This window comes from Candidatus Sulfurimonas baltica (assembly GCF_015265455.1).
GTDB classification, from domain to species: domain Bacteria; phylum Campylobacterota; class Campylobacteria; order Campylobacterales; family Sulfurimonadaceae; genus Sulfurimonas; species Sulfurimonas baltica.
Map to the genome: position 1 here is coordinate 2,518,455 of NZ_CP054492.1, position 20,544 is coordinate 2,538,998.

At 34.3% G+C, this 20,544-nt stretch carries 22 protein-coding genes; 1 reads left to right on the forward strand and 21 read right to left on the reverse strand.

Going from position 1 to position 20,544, the window contains the following annotated elements; all coding sequences use genetic code 11:
• Positions 1-53: 53 nt before the first annotated feature.
• The 19 genes from HUE88_RS12640 to HUE88_RS12730 all read right to left on the reverse strand — a co-directional run bounded on the left by HUE88_RS12640 (position 54) and on the right by HUE88_RS12730 (position 17,495).
• Positions 54-521 carry a hypothetical protein gene (locus HUE88_RS12640; RefSeq protein WP_194369508.1) on the reverse strand — a complete coding sequence of 156 codons (468 nt, stop codon included), beginning with the start codon at positions 519-521 and terminating at the stop codon, positions 54-56.
• Positions 518-1,060: a hypothetical protein gene (locus tag HUE88_RS12645; protein ID WP_194369509.1), complete on the reverse strand. Its 543-nt coding sequence runs from the start codon at positions 1,058-1,060 to the stop codon at positions 518-520. The genes HUE88_RS12640 and HUE88_RS12645 overlap by 4 nt, the downstream gene beginning before the upstream one ends.
• Entirely contained in the window at positions 1,047-2,684 is a 1,638-nt protein-coding gene (locus HUE88_RS12650; RefSeq protein ID WP_194369510.1) for an AAA family ATPase, read from the reverse strand. Before HUE88_RS12650 ends, HUE88_RS12645 begins: the two co-directional genes overlap by 14 nt.
• A gap of 22 nt (positions 2,685-2,706) precedes the next feature.
• Positions 2,707-3,909, reverse strand: a complete 1,203-nt coding sequence (locus HUE88_RS12655) for an ATP-binding protein (protein ID WP_194369512.1) — start codon at positions 3,907-3,909, stop codon at positions 2,707-2,709.
• 86 nt (positions 3,910-3,995) lie between these two features.
• Positions 3,996-6,344 (reverse strand): PD-(D/E)XK nuclease family protein, encoded by a 2,349-nt coding sequence (locus HUE88_RS12660; protein ID WP_194369514.1) that lies wholly within the window; start codon positions 6,342-6,344, stop codon positions 3,996-3,998.
• A gap of 14 nt (positions 6,345-6,358) precedes the next feature.
• Positions 6,359-6,865, reverse strand: coding sequence for a FixH family protein (locus HUE88_RS12665; protein ID WP_194369517.1), 507 nt, complete (start codon positions 6,863-6,865; stop codon positions 6,359-6,361).
• Complete coding sequence (locus tag HUE88_RS12670) at positions 6,852-7,538, reverse strand: 3-dehydroquinate dehydratase (RefSeq protein WP_194369519.1); 687 nt, start codon at positions 7,536-7,538, stop codon at positions 6,852-6,854. The genes HUE88_RS12665 and HUE88_RS12670 overlap by 14 nt, the downstream gene beginning before the upstream one ends.
• Positions 7,539-7,648: 110 nt before the next feature.
• The gene (locus HUE88_RS12675) at positions 7,649-7,858 is read right to left on the reverse strand and encodes a DUF4006 family protein (protein ID WP_194369521.1); all 210 of its coding nucleotides are present in this window, start codon (positions 7,856-7,858) and stop codon (positions 7,649-7,651) included.
• 10 nt (positions 7,859-7,868) lie between these two features.
• Entirely contained in the window at positions 7,869-8,798 is a 930-nt protein-coding gene (locus HUE88_RS12680; RefSeq protein ID WP_194369523.1) for a c-type cytochrome, read from the reverse strand.
• Entirely contained in the window at positions 8,795-9,034 is a 240-nt protein-coding gene (locus tag HUE88_RS12685) for a CcoQ/FixQ family Cbb3-type cytochrome c oxidase assembly chaperone (RefSeq protein ID WP_194369525.1), read from the reverse strand. Before HUE88_RS12685 ends, HUE88_RS12680 begins: the two co-directional genes overlap by 4 nt.
• 13 nt (positions 9,035-9,047) lie before the next feature.
• Complete coding sequence (gene ccoO, locus HUE88_RS12690; RefSeq protein ID WP_194369528.1) at positions 9,048-9,740, reverse strand: cytochrome-c oxidase, cbb3-type subunit II; 693 nt, start codon at positions 9,738-9,740, stop codon at positions 9,048-9,050.
• Between the two features lie 17 nt (positions 9,741-9,757).
• On the reverse strand, positions 9,758-11,251 hold the full coding sequence (ccoN, locus tag HUE88_RS12695) for a cytochrome-c oxidase, cbb3-type subunit I (protein ID WP_194369530.1): 1,494 nt from the start codon (positions 11,249-11,251) through the stop codon (positions 9,758-9,760).
• Between the two features lie 211 nt (positions 11,252-11,462).
• Positions 11,463-12,593 carry a glutamine-hydrolyzing carbamoyl-phosphate synthase small subunit gene (gene carA / locus HUE88_RS12700; protein WP_194369532.1) on the reverse strand — a complete coding sequence of 377 codons (1,131 nt, stop codon included), beginning with the start codon at positions 12,591-12,593 and terminating at the stop codon, positions 11,463-11,465.
• Between the two features lie 5 nt (positions 12,594-12,598).
• Complete coding sequence (locus tag HUE88_RS12705; protein WP_194369534.1) at positions 12,599-13,150, reverse strand: DUF507 family protein; 552 nt, start codon at positions 13,148-13,150, stop codon at positions 12,599-12,601.
• A gap of 74 nt (positions 13,151-13,224) precedes the next feature.
• The gene (locus HUE88_RS12710) at positions 13,225-13,734 is read right to left on the reverse strand and encodes a MotE family protein (protein WP_194369536.1); all 510 of its coding nucleotides are present in this window, start codon (positions 13,732-13,734) and stop codon (positions 13,225-13,227) included.
• Positions 13,735-13,752: 18 nt separating this feature from the next.
• Entirely contained in the window at positions 13,753-14,169 is a 417-nt protein-coding gene (locus tag HUE88_RS12715; protein ID WP_229860088.1) for a flagellar export protein FliJ, read from the reverse strand.
• A gap of 63 nt (positions 14,170-14,232) precedes the next feature.
• On the reverse strand, positions 14,233-15,486 hold the full coding sequence (locus tag HUE88_RS12720) for an adenylosuccinate synthase (protein WP_194369538.1): 1,254 nt from the start codon (positions 15,484-15,486) through the stop codon (positions 14,233-14,235).
• 9 nt (positions 15,487-15,495) lie between these two features.
• Positions 15,496-16,344, reverse strand: a complete 849-nt coding sequence (locus tag HUE88_RS12725; protein WP_194369541.1) for an ATP phosphoribosyltransferase regulatory subunit — start codon at positions 16,342-16,344, stop codon at positions 15,496-15,498.
• A gap of 38 nt (positions 16,345-16,382) precedes the next feature.
• Positions 16,383-17,495, reverse strand: a complete 1,113-nt coding sequence (locus HUE88_RS12730; RefSeq protein ID WP_194369542.1) for a pyridoxal-phosphate-dependent aminotransferase family protein — start codon at positions 17,493-17,495, stop codon at positions 16,383-16,385.
• A 128-nt stretch (positions 17,496-17,623) separates the two neighbouring features.
• Here HUE88_RS12730 and HUE88_RS12735 point away from each other — a divergent pair, with 128 nt between their 5' ends.
• Positions 17,624-18,394, forward strand: coding sequence for an undecaprenyl-diphosphate phosphatase (locus tag HUE88_RS12735; RefSeq protein ID WP_194369543.1), 771 nt, complete (start codon positions 17,624-17,626; stop codon positions 18,392-18,394).
• A gap of 184 nt (positions 18,395-18,578) precedes the next feature.
• Here the strand turns inward: HUE88_RS12735 and HUE88_RS12740 are convergent, their stop codons facing one another.
• Both HUE88_RS12740 and lpdA read right to left on the reverse strand, forming a co-directional pair.
• Positions 18,579-19,190 carry a protein-L-isoaspartate O-methyltransferase family protein gene (locus HUE88_RS12740; protein WP_194369544.1) on the reverse strand — a complete coding sequence of 204 codons (612 nt, stop codon included), beginning with the start codon at positions 19,188-19,190 and terminating at the stop codon, positions 18,579-18,581.
• A gap of 10 nt (positions 19,191-19,200) precedes the next feature.
• The gene (gene lpdA, locus HUE88_RS12745) at positions 19,201-20,544 is read right to left on the reverse strand and encodes a dihydrolipoyl dehydrogenase (RefSeq protein ID WP_194369545.1); all 1,344 of its coding nucleotides are present in this window, start codon (positions 20,542-20,544) and stop codon (positions 19,201-19,203) included.

Genomic DNA, 20,544 nt, shown 5'->3' on the forward strand with positions numbered 1-20,544 from the left:
ATTTTACCTTTTTATACTTACTTGCAAATCTCTAAGAGTAAAGATTTTGTTTTTTATATTAGCTGAAGCTCTTTGCTTATATCTTTGATGAGTTTTGAAAATGGCTGTTTTGATAAATCCTCATTTTCATCAATAAGATTAAAAATATCTTTTTTGATTTGCTGGAACGGTATGCCTGTTAAATCTTGCAACTCTCTGAGTCTGCTCTCTGGATAAAGTTCTGCATTTTGAATCATTTTAAAAACTATATCTTTGTGTACTTTGTAGCGTTCATTGAGTTTGAAAATTTCTATGTATTTATCGTACTGATTTGTATAGTTTTCTTTGAGTGGTATATCAATATTCTTCTCTTTCTCTTCTTTTGATGTAATATGTAAATTTTTGCAATTTTTATTTAAAAAGAGTTTGAATTTTACTTTTTCGTGAAAATCGAAATTTGCATCATTTGGTGCGATACAAGTTTCATTTTGAAATATTCCTACCTTTGCATCTTGCTCAAAAGTATTTAGTTCCCCTTTCACTTTTTTTGAATTACAAGTTGGACAAGATGGAATAAGATTATAAAAACTAAGTGCCAAATACGGATAAGTAGCTTTATCAAAAAATGGTCAAGTTGAAAAGTTGAAACTTCTTTTTTTGCATCAAAATTTGTAATAAAATCTTTGTTACAATAAAAGCAAGTTCTAAAATTAAAATTTTTTGTGAGAAATGGGGTTATCTTTTTACTTTGATTATTCCCTTCATATTTAAATTTTTCTTTTATTTTATCTTTTGCTCCATAAATCAATATTTCTTTTTTTTCTTTTGCTCTAGGATTTTTAATTTTCTTGATAAGCATTGATTGTTCGATAATCTTCAATTCAATTTTATTTATTAAACATTTTAAATTATCTGCTTTAGCCAATATAATATCTTTAAAATCTATATTTAAAAAAATAATGTTGAATGGATATTCTTTTTTTAACTCATCAAAGCTACTGCTATCAAATAAATTGTAATATTCATTTTCTAAGTCAAATTTTTCATCTTGTAAATAATTTGAATAATCAAGCTTTATCATCTAAACTCTCTCGTAACTTTTCAAGTCTTTTTATTTCTTTGTCTAAAAACTCTTTTTTGCCATGAAATAAAATTTCCAGTTCATCCAAATAATTTTTCATAATAGTTTTTAAAAATGGCTCACCGATGATTCTTTGGATATTTTCAAAGTCTTTTTTATTTTCATTATATTTTTTTAAATAAGTTTTTTGAGGATTTTTGCTTTTTTTAACTTTGTCATAAAATTCTTTAATCTCATTAATTTTCTCTTTCGCAAACTCACCCATAAGCCCATCTTTCATAAAAAAACCGTCAGAAAGCAGAGTGTGGATATTTGCTCCGAAAGGATTAAGTTCAATATACTTACTTACATTTATACAATTTCCATTTTCTAATCCATTTATCTTTAATTTTGGATATTTTTTCTTTGTTTCATCATCAAACTTATCTAAAAATATCACATTTTCTTTTGGTAGGTCTGAGAGAATGAATGGAGAGTGAGAGGCTATTATAATATGTAGATTTTCTACTAATTCATTTTCTTGAATAAAATCAAGTATGATTTTTAAAATTCGTTTTTGCCAATTTGGATGAAGATACAACTCTATTTCATCAAAAAGTACTATATTACTTTTGCTTTTAAATTGGGATAGCATAAAGTCTATTCTTTCCAAATAAAATAAAATTGTTTTTTCTCCTGCACTTAATTTGATAGTTTTATTCTCTTCTGTTTGAAAAGTTAATTGAAACTCTTCTGCTAAATTTGCAGATGAAACCAAAGTAAAAAATGTTTTATAATCATCACTTTCAATAATTAAATTATTATCTATTTTTATTAAAAAATTTATTATTTTATCAATTTTATCAGGTACACTTTCATCTATTGCTCTTGATAGGTCACCATCGGGTGTGTTAGAAATTTTTATTTCTTCAAGCTTTTTTTCTGTATAGTCAATTTTAATACTATATGGCTGTTTTATTTTAAAAACTTCAAAAAATAGCTTTTTGTACTTATCATCAACTAATAAATTACCTATTGCATAAGTTTGAAAAAAGTTAAATTGTGAAAGTTTGAATCCTGAAAAAGTTGGATACAAACTATTTTCTTTATATAAATTAAAATCATTTTTTCTATAAATACCATAATACTTTATAGGGTCTTCTGGACTTGGTGAATCATTTTCAATAATTCCTTCTCTTTCTAAATGAGATATATTTAAATAATATACATCAAAATGATGCTTTAAATTTACTTTTGGATTATGTTCATTTGTACCCTCCTTACTATGCACAAAAGAAATATGTTTCTCAATATGTATGTCTGGATTTATCACATTTATATTGCCTGAATAACAAATGTTATCTATTCCGTTATTTAAGACATAAAAAAAGTTCAGTTCATCCACAAAATATGAGACAGTTAATATTTTTGAGATTATTTCAAATAAACTACTTTTGCCACTCCCATTCTCCCCAACAATAGCAGTAATATTGATATTATCAGGAAAAATACTCACATAGTCTTTGCTTTTATCATCAATAGTTAAATTTTCGCCATCAAACTTACACTCAAACCTAGGCGAAAAATTAAACCCTTGATGATGTATATTTTTATAATCTTCAACCCATAAATAAACTAACTCCATCCTGTCCCCTTATTTCTCAAAATCACAAAAACATCCCAAACGGTAAAGCTACCAAATCATCCCCAAACTCTACAACCATTTCGCCATTGTAAAAGACCACGCCTAAGCACTTTTGCTCACATCTGCTTTGAAAGTCGATGATGTGTTTAAAGTCATCTTTTTTGACACTGCTGCTTTGTTTTACCTCTATGGCGAGTATCTCATTGTCCACTTCGACTATAAAATCTATCTCTTTTTTGTCGTTTGTTCTGTAGTGGTAGAGTGTGCCGCTTTTTTGCATGTAAGAGAGGTGTTTTTGGAGTTCGCAAAAAATGTAGGTCTCAAAAACTTGTCCGCTGTAAGGTGAGCTAAGGAGTTTCTCTTTGGAATCGATTCGAAGCAGTGAGCAAAGTACTCCCGTGTCGTTGAAAAACACCTTAGGCGACTTTGTAAATTGTTTGCCGATGTTCGCAAAATAGGGCTTCAGAAGTGAGGCTTGGTAGATGCGGTTTATGATAGAGAGGTAGTTGTCCGTTGTGACATCTTTTATGCCTATGTCGTTGCTTAGGCTTGACTTGTTTAGGAGTGTGCCGCTTCTTGAAGCAAGAACATTGACAAACTTGATAAAGCTGTCAATATCCCGTATATCCGCCAAATCTCTTGCATCTCTCTCTATGTAGGTTGCGATGTAAGACTTAAACCATAAGTCTCTTGGCATCCCCTCAAGCGTTAAGATTTCAGGATACCCGCCGTCAATAATATGTTTGATAGTCTCCTCGCTATACTCTTTTTTGGCAAGTTTGAACTCTCTTTTGAGAAGCTTTTCTATCACATTTTCATGGGGTTTGTCATTTTTCTCTTTTGAACTGAGCGGATGAAGTCTTAGCTCGCAAAGCCTCCCTGCAAGGGTATCTTTTGCATCTTTGTGGTCAAGCACATTAGAACTGCCTGTAAGCAAAAAGCTCCCATTCACCCTCTCTTTGTCTATTTGCATTTTCATATACTCAAGGAGTGTAGGCACTTTTTGTATCTCATCGAGGCAGATGGGGAGTTCGAGGTTTTTAAGAAAAGCTTTTGGATTCTCTTTTGCGTAGAGTCTTAGCTCTCCATCATCAAAAGTGAGGTAATTTTGAAATTTTTCTAGTGCAAGTGTCGATTTGCCTACTTGTCTTGCTCCATTTAAAAGTACAATAGGGAATGTCTCAAGAGCTATTTTTAAAATGGTTTCTAAAGTTCTTATTTTCATATTTACCCCTATAGTGGTATATTTTATACCATTATACTATATATTTTATAAATTTTGTCGCTACATCCAACTCTTAAAAAAGATAATCATTCTCTCCCGCACATTACTCTATAGTCACAAAACAAGCAATTTTTCAAATCTTCACATTTTTCAAAGTTAACATCTTCAATGCAAAGCAAATCTTTTATATTCGACTCAAGCACTGCTAACTTCTCTTCTAAAAAAGCCTCATTTACAATTTTAGACTCTTTGAGGTCATAGTATCCACACCCGACTACATTGCCTAATCCGCCAGCTAAGAGGTAGTAAAACTCAAGTTGGAAGTCTGTTGCTTCTGTAAAGTTCTTCTCTGTATAAAGAGGGTATTTTCCTGTTTTATAGTCAAGTACGAATATCTCATTTGCACGTTTATCTATTCGGTCTATTTGCCCAACCAAAGTGATTCCTGCAAAGCTACATTCCATACTCTCTTCACATTTGTACACTTCCCATCCATCTGCGAATCGTTTAACTTCTTCTTGGCAAAACTTGTCCAGATTTCTTTTTTGCATAGCTATAAGATACTTCTCTAACTCACTCTCTCCACAAGCCTCGTCAAGCTCTACATGTAGATTTTTTTTGAGCTCGTCAACATTGGAGTAACTGCTCTTTTTCGTGTAGAGCTCTTTTAGCGCCTCATGGACATCTAAACCAATCTCATACTCTTTTGGCATATCTTTTGGTATCTCATGAGCGTATATATTTTTGACATATCTGTAGTAGTATTTTCTTTTACATGTAAGAAAGTTTTTTAGTCTTGTAGCAGATAGTTTTTGGTTTTTAAAGCTGTACTCTAGCTTTATCTCTTCCTCTTCTTTTTCTACATGTAGAGTTTTTTTCTCGAACAAAATATTTGCATAATCTAATTCCACATGTAGAGTTTTCTCTTGAATCCCAAGCTGTTTTAAAAATCTAGAACCTGAACTATCGCTTGATTTTACAAACGAGATTGCCACCTCTTTACTTCTACTGATTAACATCTCATAGTAGTGTTTTTGTAGGTTTTCTCTGTCGCTCATTGTAGGGAGATTTGCCATCTCTCTTATGCTTGTGTTTAAAAACATATCTTTGTCGCTTCTCTTTGGTACGTTTGAATCGCTAAAGTCAACTATTACTACCGCATCGAACTTAACTGAACGTGTCTCTAAAACACCCATAACAGTTATTTTCCCACCTCGTACATCATCCAGAGTTCTGCTAGCCAATCTTTGCAAGAAAACTGAGAGCAGAGATTTAACACCCATCTCTCTCATATATGGCAATATATTTTTAAAACCGTAAAGCTCTTCTTCAAATATTTTTATCTCTTTTTTATTTGAAAATCTCTCTTTGTACTCTCTCAAAAACGCTAAAATATCCACCTCATGACTTTTTTTGTAGTATATACTTCGAAGTAACATGTAGAACTCATCACCAACTCTCTCCAGTCTAGCTTCGTTCTCTTTTGAGTCTTGGTCTATAAACTTACATGTAGAGTCTAGTTTTTCATAAATCTTTGTTTTGTTAAACGGTTCGCCCATTGCAAAGTTAAAGTTAGATTTTTCATCAAAAGCTTTAAGCATTGGGGCAAATTTTTCATCTGGAAGTATTACCGCTATATTTTCAGGCTTATGTCCGCTCTTAATAAAGTCATATATCTTTTTTTGCACAAATGCAACTTGCAGTATTGTCTCACTAAAAGATTCACATGTAACATTTTTGTTTTGCACTTGCTTATGAGAGCTAATTATTTCACGCTTATTTAAAGAAATTTCATACTCAAAACCATTTTCCAGCTCTATACCTAACTCTAAGAACTTACTCTGCATTTTAGAATTAAACTTAGTAGTATTAAACACTACATGTAGCGTGCTAAACTCACAACATTTTTGTAAAAGTTCCAGTTCAAAGTTTGTTAAATGGCCATCTACATGTAGAACAATTTTTTTATGAGTTTTTGCATATGATTCATTGAAGGTGTAGAGTTTAGCAAGAAATATTTTATCTAAAATTTTTCTCTCACTGCACAAGAGCTGATACCTTTTATACAACTCTTGCAAAATTGTTATATGCTCTTCATACTCGCCGTAAATATCTGAGGTATCCAATCTCTTTATGTCGTACATCTCAGCACTCATCTCTTCAAAAAATTTAAAAATATATGAACTGTTTTTAGTAAATGTGAAAAAGTTTCTCTGGATTTGAAGTTTCGTAAATGCTTTAAAGTCTGAAGCTTCAAGGAGAAGTAAAACTCTGCTATCCGCATCAAGTGTTTTAAAATCTTTGACTATACAGAGTTTTGAGATGAAATCACTCATAGTAATAAAGTTGGGAAGAAAAAGAGTTGAGTTATCAATTGCCATCTGCTCTGCTCTTATTGCGCGGGCTGATGGCAAGACTATAGTTGAGTTATTCATAAAAGAATTATAGCTTAATATTCAAAAGCCTCTTTAGCTCTAGTGTCGGCTTTAACATTGTAAAATCTTTGAACATCTTGCACATTGGCTTTTGCCATAATATCCCATCTTCCCTCTTGAGGAAGTTTGATAGTTGCAAAAGTATAAACTCCATTTTCAACTGACGGATTACTCAGCTCTTGGTCGTGCTTATGGTTGTTTGGTCTTGTAACAATCACTTTTATCTTTGCACTATTTACCGGTTGAGAGTTTACGTCGGTAACCCTATATTTTATTGTTGAACCCTCTACATGTAAAGTATCAGTGATATACTCAATCTTATATTTTTTATCAAATGCAATCTTTGCTTGTATTAACTCATTTGCTTTTGCATCAGCTTCATGATAGCCCATCATATAAGTATCACTCTTTTCAACTGGAAGTGTGTTAGCAACAACTACAGTCACTATACAGGCACTAAACACAAGCATAATTGATATACCGATTGCATATGGCCAAATTCTACCGTTAGCTATGTTCATTTTTTTTCCTTATAAAATATAGTTTTCTTTTAATATACAAGACTATGCCATAAACAATAATGCCGTAAAACAATACCTTCACGAGTAAAATACTGTTTTGATTAGCATTGCCGACTGCATTTTGCAAAACTACATTTTTACTTTCTGCTATCTGCTCTGCAATATCAGCGTAACCGTTAAACATAGAACCACTGTACTTTCCAAGGATTTCTCCTTTTTTAGCTTTTTGAGCCAAGAGAGGCAAGATTGTACCGCCGCTTGTCATATCACTAAAATCCATATTCATCAAAGCAATTACAAAAGCTTGAACCGGTGATGAAATGGGGCTTAAAATCTGTTTTTTATCGAAATACTTATATAAAGATGGCTCGCTTGCCAATATATCCACTTTGGAGTCCATCTCTGAAAAGGTAAGCAAAATCGTAGGCTCACTGAAATCTTTCATCAGCTCTTTTTCATACTCAACTATATGCATCTTGTTTGGGAGCTCTTTAAGCATAATAAGTCTTAAAGATATTCCCGTTTTTTGATATAGTTCAGAACCCAGTTTCTCAATCTGTTCACTAAAAGCAGGATTGAAAATAACTTCATCTTTATATAAATATTGCGCTGTAAGTGATGTGTTAAACAGTACTGTGAGGATGAGGGCCGCAAGCCCTCTAGAAAATTTCAAAAAAATTTCCTAACCAACAAAAAGATGATTTGGCGTTAAAACCACATAAGCAGTGTAGATAGCCATTATTACAAGGCCCCATGAAATAATTTTTTCCATTATTTGCCCCTTTACTTTACATCAACTATATGTTTAGCATTGTCTGTGCTAATCATTTTTATTGATTGTTCATCTTTTATCTCATAAAAGTTTGTCGCACTTGTATTTTGCACACTTAGTCCCCAAGCTGATAAAACAACTAGGATTGCAAGTAGCAATACAGTTGCAATTAACATACCTGTTATACCATCCAGAGCAAATACGCTTCTGTTCTCATTCATATCTGACTCCTTATTTATTCAAGCTGCTGATATATGCACCAACAGCCTCTTTTTGTTTAGCGTTAAGTCTCTCAAATTTAGGCATTTCGCCAATAATACCTTTTTTGCCGTGAAGCAGAACATCCACAACAAGACTAGTTGTAAACGTTGCAATGCTTGGAGCAACATTTTCAATACCCATTCCATCAGCACCGTGACACATGGCACAAGTTCCGGCAAATATATCAGCACCCTCTCCACTCATACCGTTTGCAACATAAAAAGAGACCATATTAATCTCTCCATCCGTAATCAGAGCGCCGCTGTTGCTATTGAGAAGACCATTACGATCTGGCATCGGCGTTGACTGCTTAGGGTCTAGCAAATAGTTGTCAGAGCCATTTTCTATTGCATACTTAACTGAACTTGCACTAATTCTTTTATTAAGATTAGCTGCTTTGCCATCAATACCATCAGCACTGATTCCGTGACAAACTTTACACTCAGCCAAATATACAGATTCACCCATCTCTACCAATCTACTGCCGGTTATATCAGCATATTTTGCTTCAAATTTGGCATTGTGAGCTGCCGTATCTTCATTATACTCACCAATTTGTGAATATGCATTTACAGGATAACCAATGGTCATATACCACATTCCCCAAACCATAAGTATTAAGAACATAACAGCCCAACCCATAGGCAACTCATTTAAGTATTCACCGATACCATCCCAACTCTCTTCAGCCAACTGCCCATCTGCAGTGTCTGTTTGCATTTGACGAACATACTTGATTACAACAAAAACTGTAATTATTACTAGTGCTATTGCGCCGGTAACTGCAAGAATATTGACGATATCACCATTTAAACCACCCTCTGAACCACCTACTGACAAGTAAGTCAACAGTATCATCACAGCAGCAAAGATAATTCCCCCAAGATAAAGCTTATTCATATATCTCTCCTATTTCTCTTTATTCTACCCTCAAGGGGCACCTCGTCATCAGACATAGGTGACACCGGAGTATCATCTATATCATCTTTGAGTGCCATATTGCTAAAACTCTCATAGTCTATTCCATCTGCATCTTTTCTTTTTGTATATAAATGATATATATATGCATAAAGAGCTATAACCAAAATAGTTATTAGAGCAAAATATCCATAAGCTTGAATTTGTGCAATATCCACTACAAACCCCTACTTATTGAAGACTGTTCATGTAAGCAATAAGAGCAACTATCTCAGGAATATCTCCGTTAGCTACTGCATCTTTTACATCTTGATCTTTCATATCCGCCGCTATCACTTTTGCTTCAGCTAAGGCTAAATCGTTTGCATCGGCGACACTGCTTCCCATTTTAACAACTTTTTTAGAGCCGTCTTTCATAGGAACTTCTTTGTTATACGGAACTGAGAAGAACTGTGCAACAGTTAGTTGCTCTGCATAAGCAGTATCTATATCAGCCTTATTTGTAAACATCCATTTGTAAGCGGGCATAATAGAGCCCGGAACCACAGAAGCTGGATCTTTCATATGATTTTCATGCCAGTCAGTAGTTCTATAATTACCAACGCGCATTAAGTCTGGACCTGTTCTTTTAGAGCCCCAAAGAAAAGGACGATCATAAGCATACTCACCACTTAAAGAGTAGTGACCATAACGGTCAGTCTCTGATTTAAACGGACGAACAAGCTGTGAGTGACATGCATTACAACTATTTTTAATATAAACGTGACGACCCGCCAACTCTAATGTAGAGTATGGAGCTGTACCGATTACAGGACGAGATGCTTGAGCAAAATTTGGTAATATTTCTACTAAACCAGCAAAAGCAATTACTACGAATACACCTACCGCAAAAAAGAACGGATGTTTTTCTAACCAATGAAACATATTATTATCCTTATCTTTTATGCGCCCATAGGCGATGCGTTTTGAAGCTCAGACTCTTCAACTCTGCGAGAAGACATAGTTTTATACATGTTATAAGCAAACATCAAGAAACCAACAAGATACAATAAACCACCCACGCCACGTATAGCGTAGTAAGGATGAAGAACAGTTACCGTATCAATGAAAGAGTAAGCTAAGTTACCAAATTCATCATGAGCACGCCACATCATACCTTGAGTAATACCTGCAATCCACATAGAGGTGAAGTATAAAACAACGCCTAATGTTTGAATCCAGAACTGTGCCGCCATAAGAGATTTAGAGTAAATCTCTCTTTTAAACACACGTGGAGCCATATGAAAGAGTGCAGCCATAATCATAAAGCCGACCCATCCAAGAACACCATCATGCACGTGACCAACAATCCAGTCGGTAAAGTGTGCAATCGCGTTAACTGATTTTATTGCTTGAATCGGACCTTCTAATGTTGAGAACATGTAAAAAGTTGAACCTAGAACCATAAACTTTATAAGAGGAGATGCTGCAACCTGCTGCCACTCACCCTTCATCGTAAGAAGCATATTAATAGCTGAACCCCATGATGGCAAGATTAAGATGACAGAGAAAATTGAACCCATTGTCTGTACCCAGTCTGGAACTGTTGAATATAGAAGGTGATGACCGCCAGCCCATAAATAAACGAACATTAAGCCCCAAAAAGAGAGTAAAGATAGCTTATAAGAATAAATCGCTTGACCAGACTCTTTTGGTAAAAAGTAGTAAATCATGGCAACAATAGGAACCGTAAAACCAAAGGCAACAGCATTGTGTCCATACCACCACTGAACAAGTGCATCATTAGTGCCTGCATACATAGAAACAGAATGGTACCAAGCACCAATCCCACTTTCGCCAGCAGCAGATGTACCTAAAATTGTAGGTATCTCCATATTGTTAAATAGATAAAGCATAGCTATACCTAGGAATGTAGCAATGTAATACCAAATAGATATATATAGTGACTTTTCACGGCGCATACCGATAAGACCGAACATACTTAAGCCAAATACGACCCATACCACTACTACAGCAATATCAATTGGCCACTCAAATTCAGCATACTCTTTTGAAGTAGTAACACCTGCTAATAGTGATATAACAACCGAAGCGACTACCACCAAATAGAGCCAAAAGTGTAATTTACCCAAAAACATCAATACTCTAGACTCTGCCATTGATACTTTTAATACACGCTGACCAACATAATACCAAGTAGCAAAAATACCACTAAGTGTAAAACCAAAAATTACCGCATCTGTGTGCAGTGGACGAAGACGACTAAAATTAGTGTATTCAGCTAAACCGTCCCCCAGAAATAAATTAAGCCCGGGATAAGCAAGTTGAAAAGCTAAAATTACACCTACTAACATGCCAACAATTCCTAAAATAACTGTTGTAAACATGAACATCTTAGCAACTGTATAGTCGTACTCTAATGGACGATTCTCCATATATAGCCTCCTTATAGATTCAAAGCAATTAAATTTAACTAATTATCATAAAATTAGCAAATCAATTAACATTAGCATATTATCAGTATAAATGTTTAAGTAATCTTAAATATTGACAAAATTATGACAAATTTGAAAATTTTATTAATTATTTATCTAATTCTTATGCTTAAGCAATAAAAAAATGTTAATTGAGGGTTGGAGGAGAGCTTTATCTTTTTATTAAAGATAAAAACTCATTGAAGATATATCTGCTCTCTTTTGGTCCAGGACTTGACTCTGGATGATGTTGAACAGAGAATATTGGAGAGTCATTATATTTCAAACCCTCTATGGTGTTGTCAAAAAGATTTGTATGGGTAACTTTTGCAACTTCAATTATATTGTCAGGAACATTATAGTTATGATTTTGCGCTGTAATCTCAACCAAGCCTGTTTTCTCATTTTTTACAGGATGATTTCCACCATGATGACCAAATTTGAGCTTGTATGTGTCATACCCATGAGAGATAGAGAGTAGTTGATGCCCAAGACAGATCCCAAATATTGGAATTTTTGCAGCTATAAGTTTTTTAATCTGCTCTTGCTCTTTTTTAAGCACCAAAGGGTCACCAGGTCCATTTGACAGAAATACACCGTCAATTTCTTTAGAGTTGTATCTGCTTATAAGATTATCGGCTGAAAAATCATTTGGAATTACTTCAACACCAATCCCGGCACTTACAATCTCGTTTAATATATTTGTTTTAACACCAAAATCAATTACAACTATATTTGCTTGAACTTCGGGAGCCTTATCAAAATCAAAACCGATTTTTTCTGCATAAGTTGACTGAGTATGTTTATAAGCCTCTTTTGTGCTTACTATATCTATATAATTAATTTCTTCAATACGAGGAGAATTTTGCAAAATCTTTTTCAACTCATCTTTGTCACTAATCTCAGTAGATGCTACCATCATCATAGCACCCTCATCTCTTAACATCTTAGTTAAGTACCTCGTATCAATATCACAAATACCCATTACATTATGCTCTTTTAAAAATGCATCCAAAGAGTTTTCTGCTCTGAAGTTAGAATATCTTTTTTGATATTTTCTAACTAACATACCCTTGGCGTGAGCGCCTTTGCTCTCCATGTCTTGAGCATTTACTCCGACATTTCCAATTTCTGGCGCAGTAAAAGTTACAAACTGTCCAGCATAAGATGGATCAGACATAATCTCCTGATATCCACTCATAGATGTGTTAAAAACAATTTCACCGACTATTGTATCTTCTGCACCAAAGCTGCTTGCCTCTAAGAAAGTTCCGTTCTCAAGATATAAAAAAGCTTTTTTCATACTCATTACTCCATACCTCTTTTTGTTAATTCCTCACGATAAAGTTTTTCATATAAAATATCAAACTCATCTGTGCCTGGAATATATCTTTTTTTATAAGTTTTAATTTTATCCATAATTGCAGTATCTAATTCTGAAGCCTCTGCAATAAAAGAGGTAATTGCATTATAGATAATATTTTTTATTCTGTTTTCTGTCACTTCAAAATGAATCAAATCTTCTTCATAAAGTTCATCTAAAATTTTATGAGAAAGGTCTGAATAACGCTCTTCATAGTTTAAGATAATTCCAAACTCAGGTGCGAGTTTTTTCTTTATCATAAAGAAAAGTTGTCTTTCATCAACAAGGTTAAACTCAATTTCTTCTTCGTTATCTTCGCAGATATCATTAACTTTTTCTTCTAGTGCAAGCTCTTGATTTACGTTGTGAATCAATATCTTTTCAGCTTCTTTAGCAACAAATTCAAGACCTTTTGTAATAGTAACAACACCGCTCTTGTTTAGGTCAATTGCAATTTTACTGGATATATGAGGGATAGCTTTTAGTGATATTTTCATCAATAGACCTTGTCTTGTATAAAATAATTTTTGTATTTTACACTAAGTAAGGTAAAGATATGATTAGAGAGAAATTATTTTATTAAAAGTATAGTAAGTTCTGAGGCTTTTTTAGAATCCATCTTTGTTAAAATCTTTCCAACCGTCTTTGGCTTAAGGGAACTAAGAATAGAAGCTGCTTCATCTGGTTTCATATCTGAGAGTATATTTGCAGCAGAGGCATCTTTCATTTTTGCAAATGTTTGAGCAATTTTATCAGTTTTTATATTTTTTGTCTCTTTTAAAACTTGCTCATTTCTTTGAAGCATTTTCTTTATTGACTCTTCCTTGGATGAGATTTCTGTTAGTTTTCTATTAACAACTTCCTCTTCTTGAGAGAGTTTTACCTCTCTCTTTACAAGTAACTCTTCTGTTGCTGATTTAAGAGCACTGAGTGCTTGCTTTTGCTCATCAATTCTCTCAAGTTCAATAAGAAGTTCACTTTTTCTTGCTTTAAAAATTTCTGTACATTCAAAAAGTTTATCACTTGTCTCAAGAGATATAAGAGGTGAAAGTACCAGTATAAATAATAATATAATTTTCAATTTTAGTTCCTTACTGCTCTATTTGTTTTGACCATGAGTCATCAAGGCAATTTCATCTAAATCTTTTGCCTCTTGTATTTTTATTTTTTTTATCTCTTTTTTTATCTCTTGAATTTCTAAATAATTGAATTTTTCATATTCTATAGTATCCAGCTTTAATTGTTCTTTTGCCTGAGAGACTTGGCTTTTTGCAAAACCGACCCACTCACTGCTATGTTGAATTATTACTCTTTGTGAGTCAAGAAGGGTTCTTGCTGCCAACATGTCACACATTCTTCCGCTTTTTGGAGATTCTAGGCCCTCTAAAGAGCTGTAAGAGATTTCAAGTGCCATTACAGCACTATTGAGGTCAGCATTTGCTTTTTGTACAACTTGCTCACTTTTTTGCATATTGTTTTTTTTTAGTTTTACTAATGAACTAAAGCGAGTCTTCACAACCTATCCTTAATTTTATTTCTCTACCACCGCTGTGGAGACTAAAGACAAATCAAGATTCAATCAAAGTATTATTGTATCGTCTCTCTCTGGAGAAGTGGATATGATACCTACTTTTGTTTTAGAAATTTCTTCAATAACTTTTATATAGTCTCTTGCAGATTGAGGAAGTTCCTCTAATGTTCTTGCACCAACAGAGTTGTTCCAACCTTTAAAGGTCTTGTAAATTGGCACTACATCCTCTAAATTTGCTGGGATATAATCTATCTCTTTTCCATCAAGTTCATATGCAATACAAACTTTAACTTCATCAAAACCATCTAAAACATCTAGTTTCATAAGAGCTAACTCGTCACAACCATTTAGACGGCTTGCATGTCTTGTTGCTACTGCATCAAACCAACCACAACGTCTTGCACGACCAGTAGTTGTTCCAAACTCGTTACCTTGTTTACCCAATCTTTTTCCGTCTTCTCCAAAATCTTCACTTGGGAAAGGTCCATTACCTACACGAGTACAGTAAGCTTTTACAATTCCGATAACCTTGCCAATATCTTTTGGGTTAAGTCCAAGCCCTGTACAGGCACCGGCACTTACAGTTGCACTTGAAGTTACATATGGGTATGTTCCATGATCTATATCTAACATTGTTCCTTGAGCACCCTCAAGTAAAACTCTCTTATTCTCTTCATCAAGTGCTTTCCAAACCATCTGAGTTGTATCAGTAATAAAAGGTGCTAGTTTTTCTCTATACCCTTCTATCTCAATAAACAGCTCATCTGCACTTGGTGTAGGAATTTCGTAAATATCAAAAATTGCTCTATTTTGCTCAAAATACTCTAAAATCATTGAACACAGTTTAGGGGGATTTAACAACTCCCCAACTCTAAATCCAACACGATTGATTTTGTCTGAGTATGCAGGTCCTATCCCTTTGCCGGTAGTACCAATTGCTTTTTCACCCTTTAGTCTCTCTTTTGCTTGATCAATAAGTGCATGATACGGAAGGTTTAAGTGAGCTTTGTCAGAGATAAAAAGACGTCCCTCTAAACCTTCAAACTGCTTCATCTCTTTAATGAGAGCTTCTGGAGAGAGAACAACACCGTTACCTATGACATTTATAGCTTTTGGATTTAAAACACCTGAAGGGATTAAATGAAGTGCAAACTTTATACCATCAACCCAGATAGTATGACCAGCATTGTGCCCACCTTGGCTTCTACAAACCATGTCATACTCTTTTGCAAGTCTATCAACTATCTTTCCTTTTCCCTCATCGCCCCACTGTATACCTACTATTAAATCTGCTTTCATCATATTCCTCTTTTAGTTCACTTTTGTTTCTATTAATGTATCTGTATAAATTGCAAAACCTACAGAACTTATCTCTGAATTTTTATATCTTCCGCCTCTTGCATACACTTCATTTTTATCTATTGCCCTGAAAAACAGTTCATCATAATAGAGCATTTTTGCATAGTACATTGGTGCCAAAACTCTTTTTTCACACTTTATTTCAAAACATAACTCTCTCATTTTTAAAAGTTCTGTTTTTATTTCAGCTGGCACTATTTCAAGTAGTTCTTCTACTTGTTCTACATGTTGAAGATAGACAAGCTTTTCCAACCACTCAACTTTTAAGTTTAAAAATTTCTCTATATTAACATGTCTAAAATCATCTAAAGTTAACTCATCGAACATACTTACCAATATGTGAGGTATTCTCATATTTGAAATCTGAATCAGCGGAGATACTTCAAGCTTCTCAAAAATATCAACTGCTATATTTAAAACACTTGATAATTTTTTTTCATCCATAAACTCAACACCAACCTGATACTGCTCTGTTGTCGGATAAGTGAAAACTGGCTGTATGTAAAACCACTTTTTATGCTGTGTATTTCTACCGAGTCTTTTCTCAATTATGCGAACCACATCTATTGTAGAGTCAGCTCTAATAGAGATTGCATTGTTCTTTTCATCATTTACTTTTACTAACTTTTTCTCATCAGCAATACTTAAATGTTGGTGATATGAGAAAATTGGGGTAACAATCTCCTCAAATCCATTATCGCTCAATATCGTGCTAGCAACACTCTCTATCTCTCTTTTAGCTTTAGCACTTTTACCAAAGTAAAGCTTTGAGCCGTTAGGAATTTCATGCTCTAAAATCATCTATTTAATAACCTTTATAAACTGTTCTGAAAACACTTCTATTTACCAATCTCAAAATATATTTCATTAAAAACTTTGTTTGCTGTTCCATCATAAACTCTACGCCCTAATTTTGCAAGAGCGAGTTCTACGGAGTTTACAACCCAAGCCATCTCATAAACAGGAATAAGACCCATTTGGTTAATGCGGAATATTTTTCCATTTAAGTGGTCTTGTCCTCCGGCTACATTTACAGCAAACTCTTCTTGTAAAAGCTTTCTGATTTGTGAAGCATTTTCATCATCAATTGTTGTCATTGATAAAGCAGGAGTAGCAGGATATACATGTAGACCAAGAGCTTCAAGTGAACTCTCTACTGCTTTAGCCCTTAAAGCTGTTGTCTCATAAAGTTTATCAATTCCACCATCTTTTTCTATTGTCTCTAAAACTTCTAAAAGACCAATAATCAAAGTAGTTGCAGCTGTATATGCTGTTGTATTTTTTCTTTGATTTTTAATCTCTGAAGCAAGGTTTAAATAGTAACCTTTTCCTGCGCCGATTTTTTCAATCGCCAAACTGCTTAAGCCCAAAATAGAGAGTCCCGGAGGAAGCATAAGTGCCTTTTGGCTACCTGCTATAAGACAATCAATATTTGATATATCAATTTTTTCAACACCAACTGCTGTGATTCCATCAGCAATTATCATAATGTTTGGATTTATCTTTTTTATAGCTTTTGCAAGCTCTTCTACTGGGTGACGAAGACCGCCTGCAGATTCACTAATCTGAACTGCGATAGCATCTATTTCACTGTTTGCTTTAACAGCTTCAACTACTGCTTCAATGCTAACAGGAGTATTCCACTCATTTTTTATCTCAACACTACCAAGACCGTGCGCTATTGCAATCTTTCCAAATCGCTCTCCAAATTTTCCAGAGTTTACATTTAAAAGTGTCTTGTGGCATAAATTTATAACGGCTGCTTCCATAGCACCTGTGCCGCTAGAGCTTAACATAACTACTTCATCACTCTTAAAAAGATTAAAAAGATGTTTTCTGGTTTGTTCAAAAATAGCTTCAAATTCTGGTGTACGATGATGCATAGTCTCATCGCTCATAGCGTTGCGGACATTTTGAGGTACTGGAGTTGGTCCAGGAGTAAAAAGTAACATGTGAAATTTCCTACAAAGTTTATTATAATTTAAAAACCCCGTATTATAGCGAAATTACTTAAATTGACTCTTTATTATTATGATAGAATTTCAATCTAAAATTTAAAATGTAAAGAATAAGGGACTTAATGACAATATTTGATTCAATTATCTTAGGGGTGATAGAGGGGTTTACAGAATTTTTACCCATCTCTTCAACCGGTCATCTTATAGTAGCTAGCGAGTTTTTAGGGATTGACCAAAGCAGCGTAAACAAAGCTTATGAAGTAATTATACAGTTCGCAGCTATTTTGGCAGTGGTATTCAACTACAAAGATAAATTCTCTCTCAAAAAAATAGATCTTTGGAGTAAAGTTTTTTTAGCATTTATACCTATTGGAGCTGTCGGATTTCTTTTCTCTTCACAAATAAAAGAGCTTTTTAGCATTAATATCGTTGCTATAATGTTTATAATTGGAGGAGTTATTTTTCTCATTGTAGAGAAGTTTTTTATAAAAGAACAAGCCCAGCTAATAGATGATGTCGAGAAGGTTACCGTTAAACAATCTCTTATAATTGGTTTCGCTCAAATATTTGCACTAATCCCGGGCACAAGCAGAGCTGGCTCAACAATCATAGGAGCACTTTTGGTAGGACTAAGCAGAAAAGCGAGTGCAGAGTTTAGCTTCTTGCTTGCTTTTCCGGTTATGAGCGCCGTAGCTGCGTATGACCTACTTAAGCACTACAAAGATTTTAGTGATCAAAACCTCATAACATTAGCTGTTGGATTTATTGTCTCATTTATAGTCGCATATCTGACAATAAAATTATTCTTAGCCTTTTTGGATAAGTTTACATTTGTCGCATTTGGTATATACAGAATTATTTTTGGAATTATTTTATTGGTTATGTTCAACTAAATATGGAATTATAATTGCTGTAACTTCTTTTAGATAGTTTAAAGGAGTTATTATGCAAGCTATTCACAGTTACAATTCAAAACTTGGTTCAGTTCTTAAAAAACTCGAACTTGCATTTTATGACATAAGTCGTAAGTTGTTTTAATAAATGGTTTAAAATCCAATTAAATTCAATGGACGGAATTTAAAAAATTAATGGAACAAATGTAAAACCGTAGTGTTCAGAACCTTCAAGTTTGCCATTCTCATTTTTAGTTATTTCATAGATTGAACTTTTTATCGGAATCACAAGTTTTCCGCCAACTTTTAACTGCTCTGCCAACTCTTTTGGAAATTCATCAGCCGCTGCTGAGACTAAGATACAATCAAATTTTTCACCAACTACCCCTAGCTTATCTCCTGATTGAATAATTTTTGTATTTTTAAATCCATATTTTCCCAAGTTTTTATTCCCAAATTTTACAAGATCACCAACTCTTTCCACTCCAGTTACATAACCGTCACTGCCTACGATATAGCTAAGAAGTGCTGTTGTCCAGCCTGATCCGCTCCCTATATCCAGTATCTTTTGTCCTTTTTTGGGCTTTAGCATCTCCAGCATCATAGCCACTGTTGTTGGCTGAGATATAGTCTGACCATGGCCTATCGGCAGAGGGTAATCCTCATAAACATCAGAGTCAACCGGGTTTAAAACAAAATCAACTCTATCTATGTTCTCAAAAGCCTCTACAATATTACTTGAATAAAGGGCATCTGTATTTTTTAAGTGTTGAACTAAACTATTGTTTGTGCTCATAAAAATCTCCTTAAAGATATGTAATTATCTCCGACACGGTAGGATGTGCATGTATCACTGCTCTAAGCTCATTCATGGTAATCTTTTTCTCTACGCATAATACTATCTCATGAATAATCTCAGTTGCTTCAACCCCGATAATAACAGCACCTAAAATCACACCACTTTTAGCACAGACTACAAGTTTGGCAAAGCCAGAATCGTCACCGTTGATTTTGGCTTTTGAGTTAACTTTAAAAAAGGCTTTTTTTACTTCAATCTCAATGCCATTCTGGTTTGCTTCTCTCTCTTTAAGACCACAACTTGCAATTTGAGGATTTGTAAAAATAGTAGATGGGGTAATATGGGTATTTGTTTTTGATTCATTGCTAACAATATTCTTTGCAACAATCTTAGCTTCCGCATAGGCGGTATGGGCATATGCAGGGGTATCTATACAGTCGCCAACTGCGTAAATATGCTCTTGTGATGTCTGAAATGATGGGGAAACTTCAATAAATCCTCTTTCATCTTTTTTTACACCCGAATTTTCAAGCTTTACTCCATCGGTATTGGGAATACGACCTGTGGCACTAAGCACCAGCTCGCATTTAATGCTCTCTTGAGTATCGTTTAAAAATAGCTCCACCTCATCTTTATTCACTTTGACTTTCTCTATGGTAGAAGAGGTTAAAACATTTATATTTGATTTTTTAAATACCCGCAGTAGTGCCTTGGAAACATCTTCATCTTCACTTGGCAGAAGTTGCGTGCTTCGCCCTATCAGGGTTACATCTACTCCTAAGGCACTAAAAAATGTGGCAAATTCGCATCCTATTGGACCTGTTCCTATAATAGCTATAGATTTGGGAATGGCACTTAATTTAAAAACATCATCACTAGAGATTATAGAGCTCGAATCAATCGGCAGTTGTGGCAACTCACGAACATGTGAACCGGTTGCAATAATACACTTCTCAAATGCAATTATCTCACCATCAACATCAACTCTGTTTGCATCCACAAAACTTGCACTTCCATAAAATAACTCAACCTTTGACTGCTCCAGCATCCAAAGTACACCTGTTCTAATCTCAGTTATCAGGGCTGTTGTTTTCTCTTTTAGTTGCACAAGATTTAAACCCTTGTAATCCAGACTAAGTCCCATCTGCTCAAAGTATGGGATTTTAGATATAAATGAAGCTGTATGAAGATAATTTTTAGTTGGAATGCACCCCAAATTCAGACAAGTCCCACCTACTCTCTCCTTGCACCTCTCTATAAGCAGAGTTTTTACGCCCGCTTTACCAAGCTCAAGTGCTGCTTGGTATCCACCCGGTCCGCCTCCGATTACAACAACTTCGTACTCTCTCAT

Coding starts and splice junctions, on each gene's coding strand:
- ccoO (WP_194369528.1), bottom strand. CDS start 9,740: ATGTTTCATTGGTTAGAAAAACATCCGTTCTTTTTTGCGGTAGGTGTA.
- HUE88_RS12720 (WP_194369538.1), bottom strand. CDS start 15,486: ATGATGAAAGCAGATTTAATAGTAGGTATACAGTGGGGCGATGAGGGA.
- HUE88_RS12645 (WP_194369509.1), bottom strand. CDS start 1,060: ATGATAAAGCTTGATTATTCAAATTATTTACAAGATGAAAAATTTGAC.
- HUE88_RS12735 (WP_194369543.1), top strand. CDS start 17,624: ATGACAATATTTGATTCAATTATCTTAGGGGTGATAGAGGGGTTTACA.
- HUE88_RS12680 (WP_194369523.1), bottom strand. CDS start 8,798: ATGAATAAGCTTTATCTTGGGGGAATTATCTTTGCTGCTGTGATGATA.
- HUE88_RS12705 (WP_194369534.1), bottom strand. CDS start 13,150: ATGAAAATATCACTAAAAGCTATCCCTCATATATCCAGTAAAATTGCA.
- HUE88_RS12655 (WP_194369512.1), bottom strand. CDS start 3,909: ATGAAAATAAGAACTTTAGAAACCATTTTAAAAATAGCTCTTGAGACA.
- lpdA (WP_194369545.1), bottom strand. CDS start 20,544: ATGAGAGAGTACGAAGTTGTTGTAATCGGAGGCGGACCGGGTGGATAC.
- carA (WP_194369532.1), bottom strand. CDS start 12,593: ATGAAAAAAGCTTTTTTATATCTTGAGAACGGAACTTTCTTAGAGGCA.
- HUE88_RS12725 (WP_194369541.1), bottom strand. CDS start 16,344: ATGATTTTAGAGCATGAAATTCCTAACGGCTCAAAGCTTTACTTTGGT.
- HUE88_RS12675 (WP_194369521.1), bottom strand. CDS start 7,858: ATGAATGAGAACAGAAGCGTATTTGCTCTGGATGGTATAACAGGTATG.
- HUE88_RS12730 (WP_194369542.1), bottom strand. CDS start 17,495: ATGTTACTTTTTACTCCTGGACCAACTCCAGTACCTCAAAATGTCCGC.
- HUE88_RS12650 (WP_194369510.1), bottom strand. CDS start 2,684: ATGGAGTTAGTTTATTTATGGGTTGAAGATTATAAAAATATACATCAT.
- HUE88_RS12660 (WP_194369514.1), bottom strand. CDS start 6,344: ATGAATAACTCAACTATAGTCTTGCCATCAGCCCGCGCAATAAGAGCA.
- HUE88_RS12665 (WP_194369517.1), bottom strand. CDS start 6,865: ATGAACATAGCTAACGGTAGAATTTGGCCATATGCAATCGGTATATCA.
- ccoN (WP_194369530.1), bottom strand. CDS start 11,251: ATGGAGAATCGTCCATTAGAGTACGACTATACAGTTGCTAAGATGTTC.
- HUE88_RS12740 (WP_194369544.1), bottom strand. CDS start 19,190: ATGAGCACAAACAATAGTTTAGTTCAACACTTAAAAAATACAGATGCC.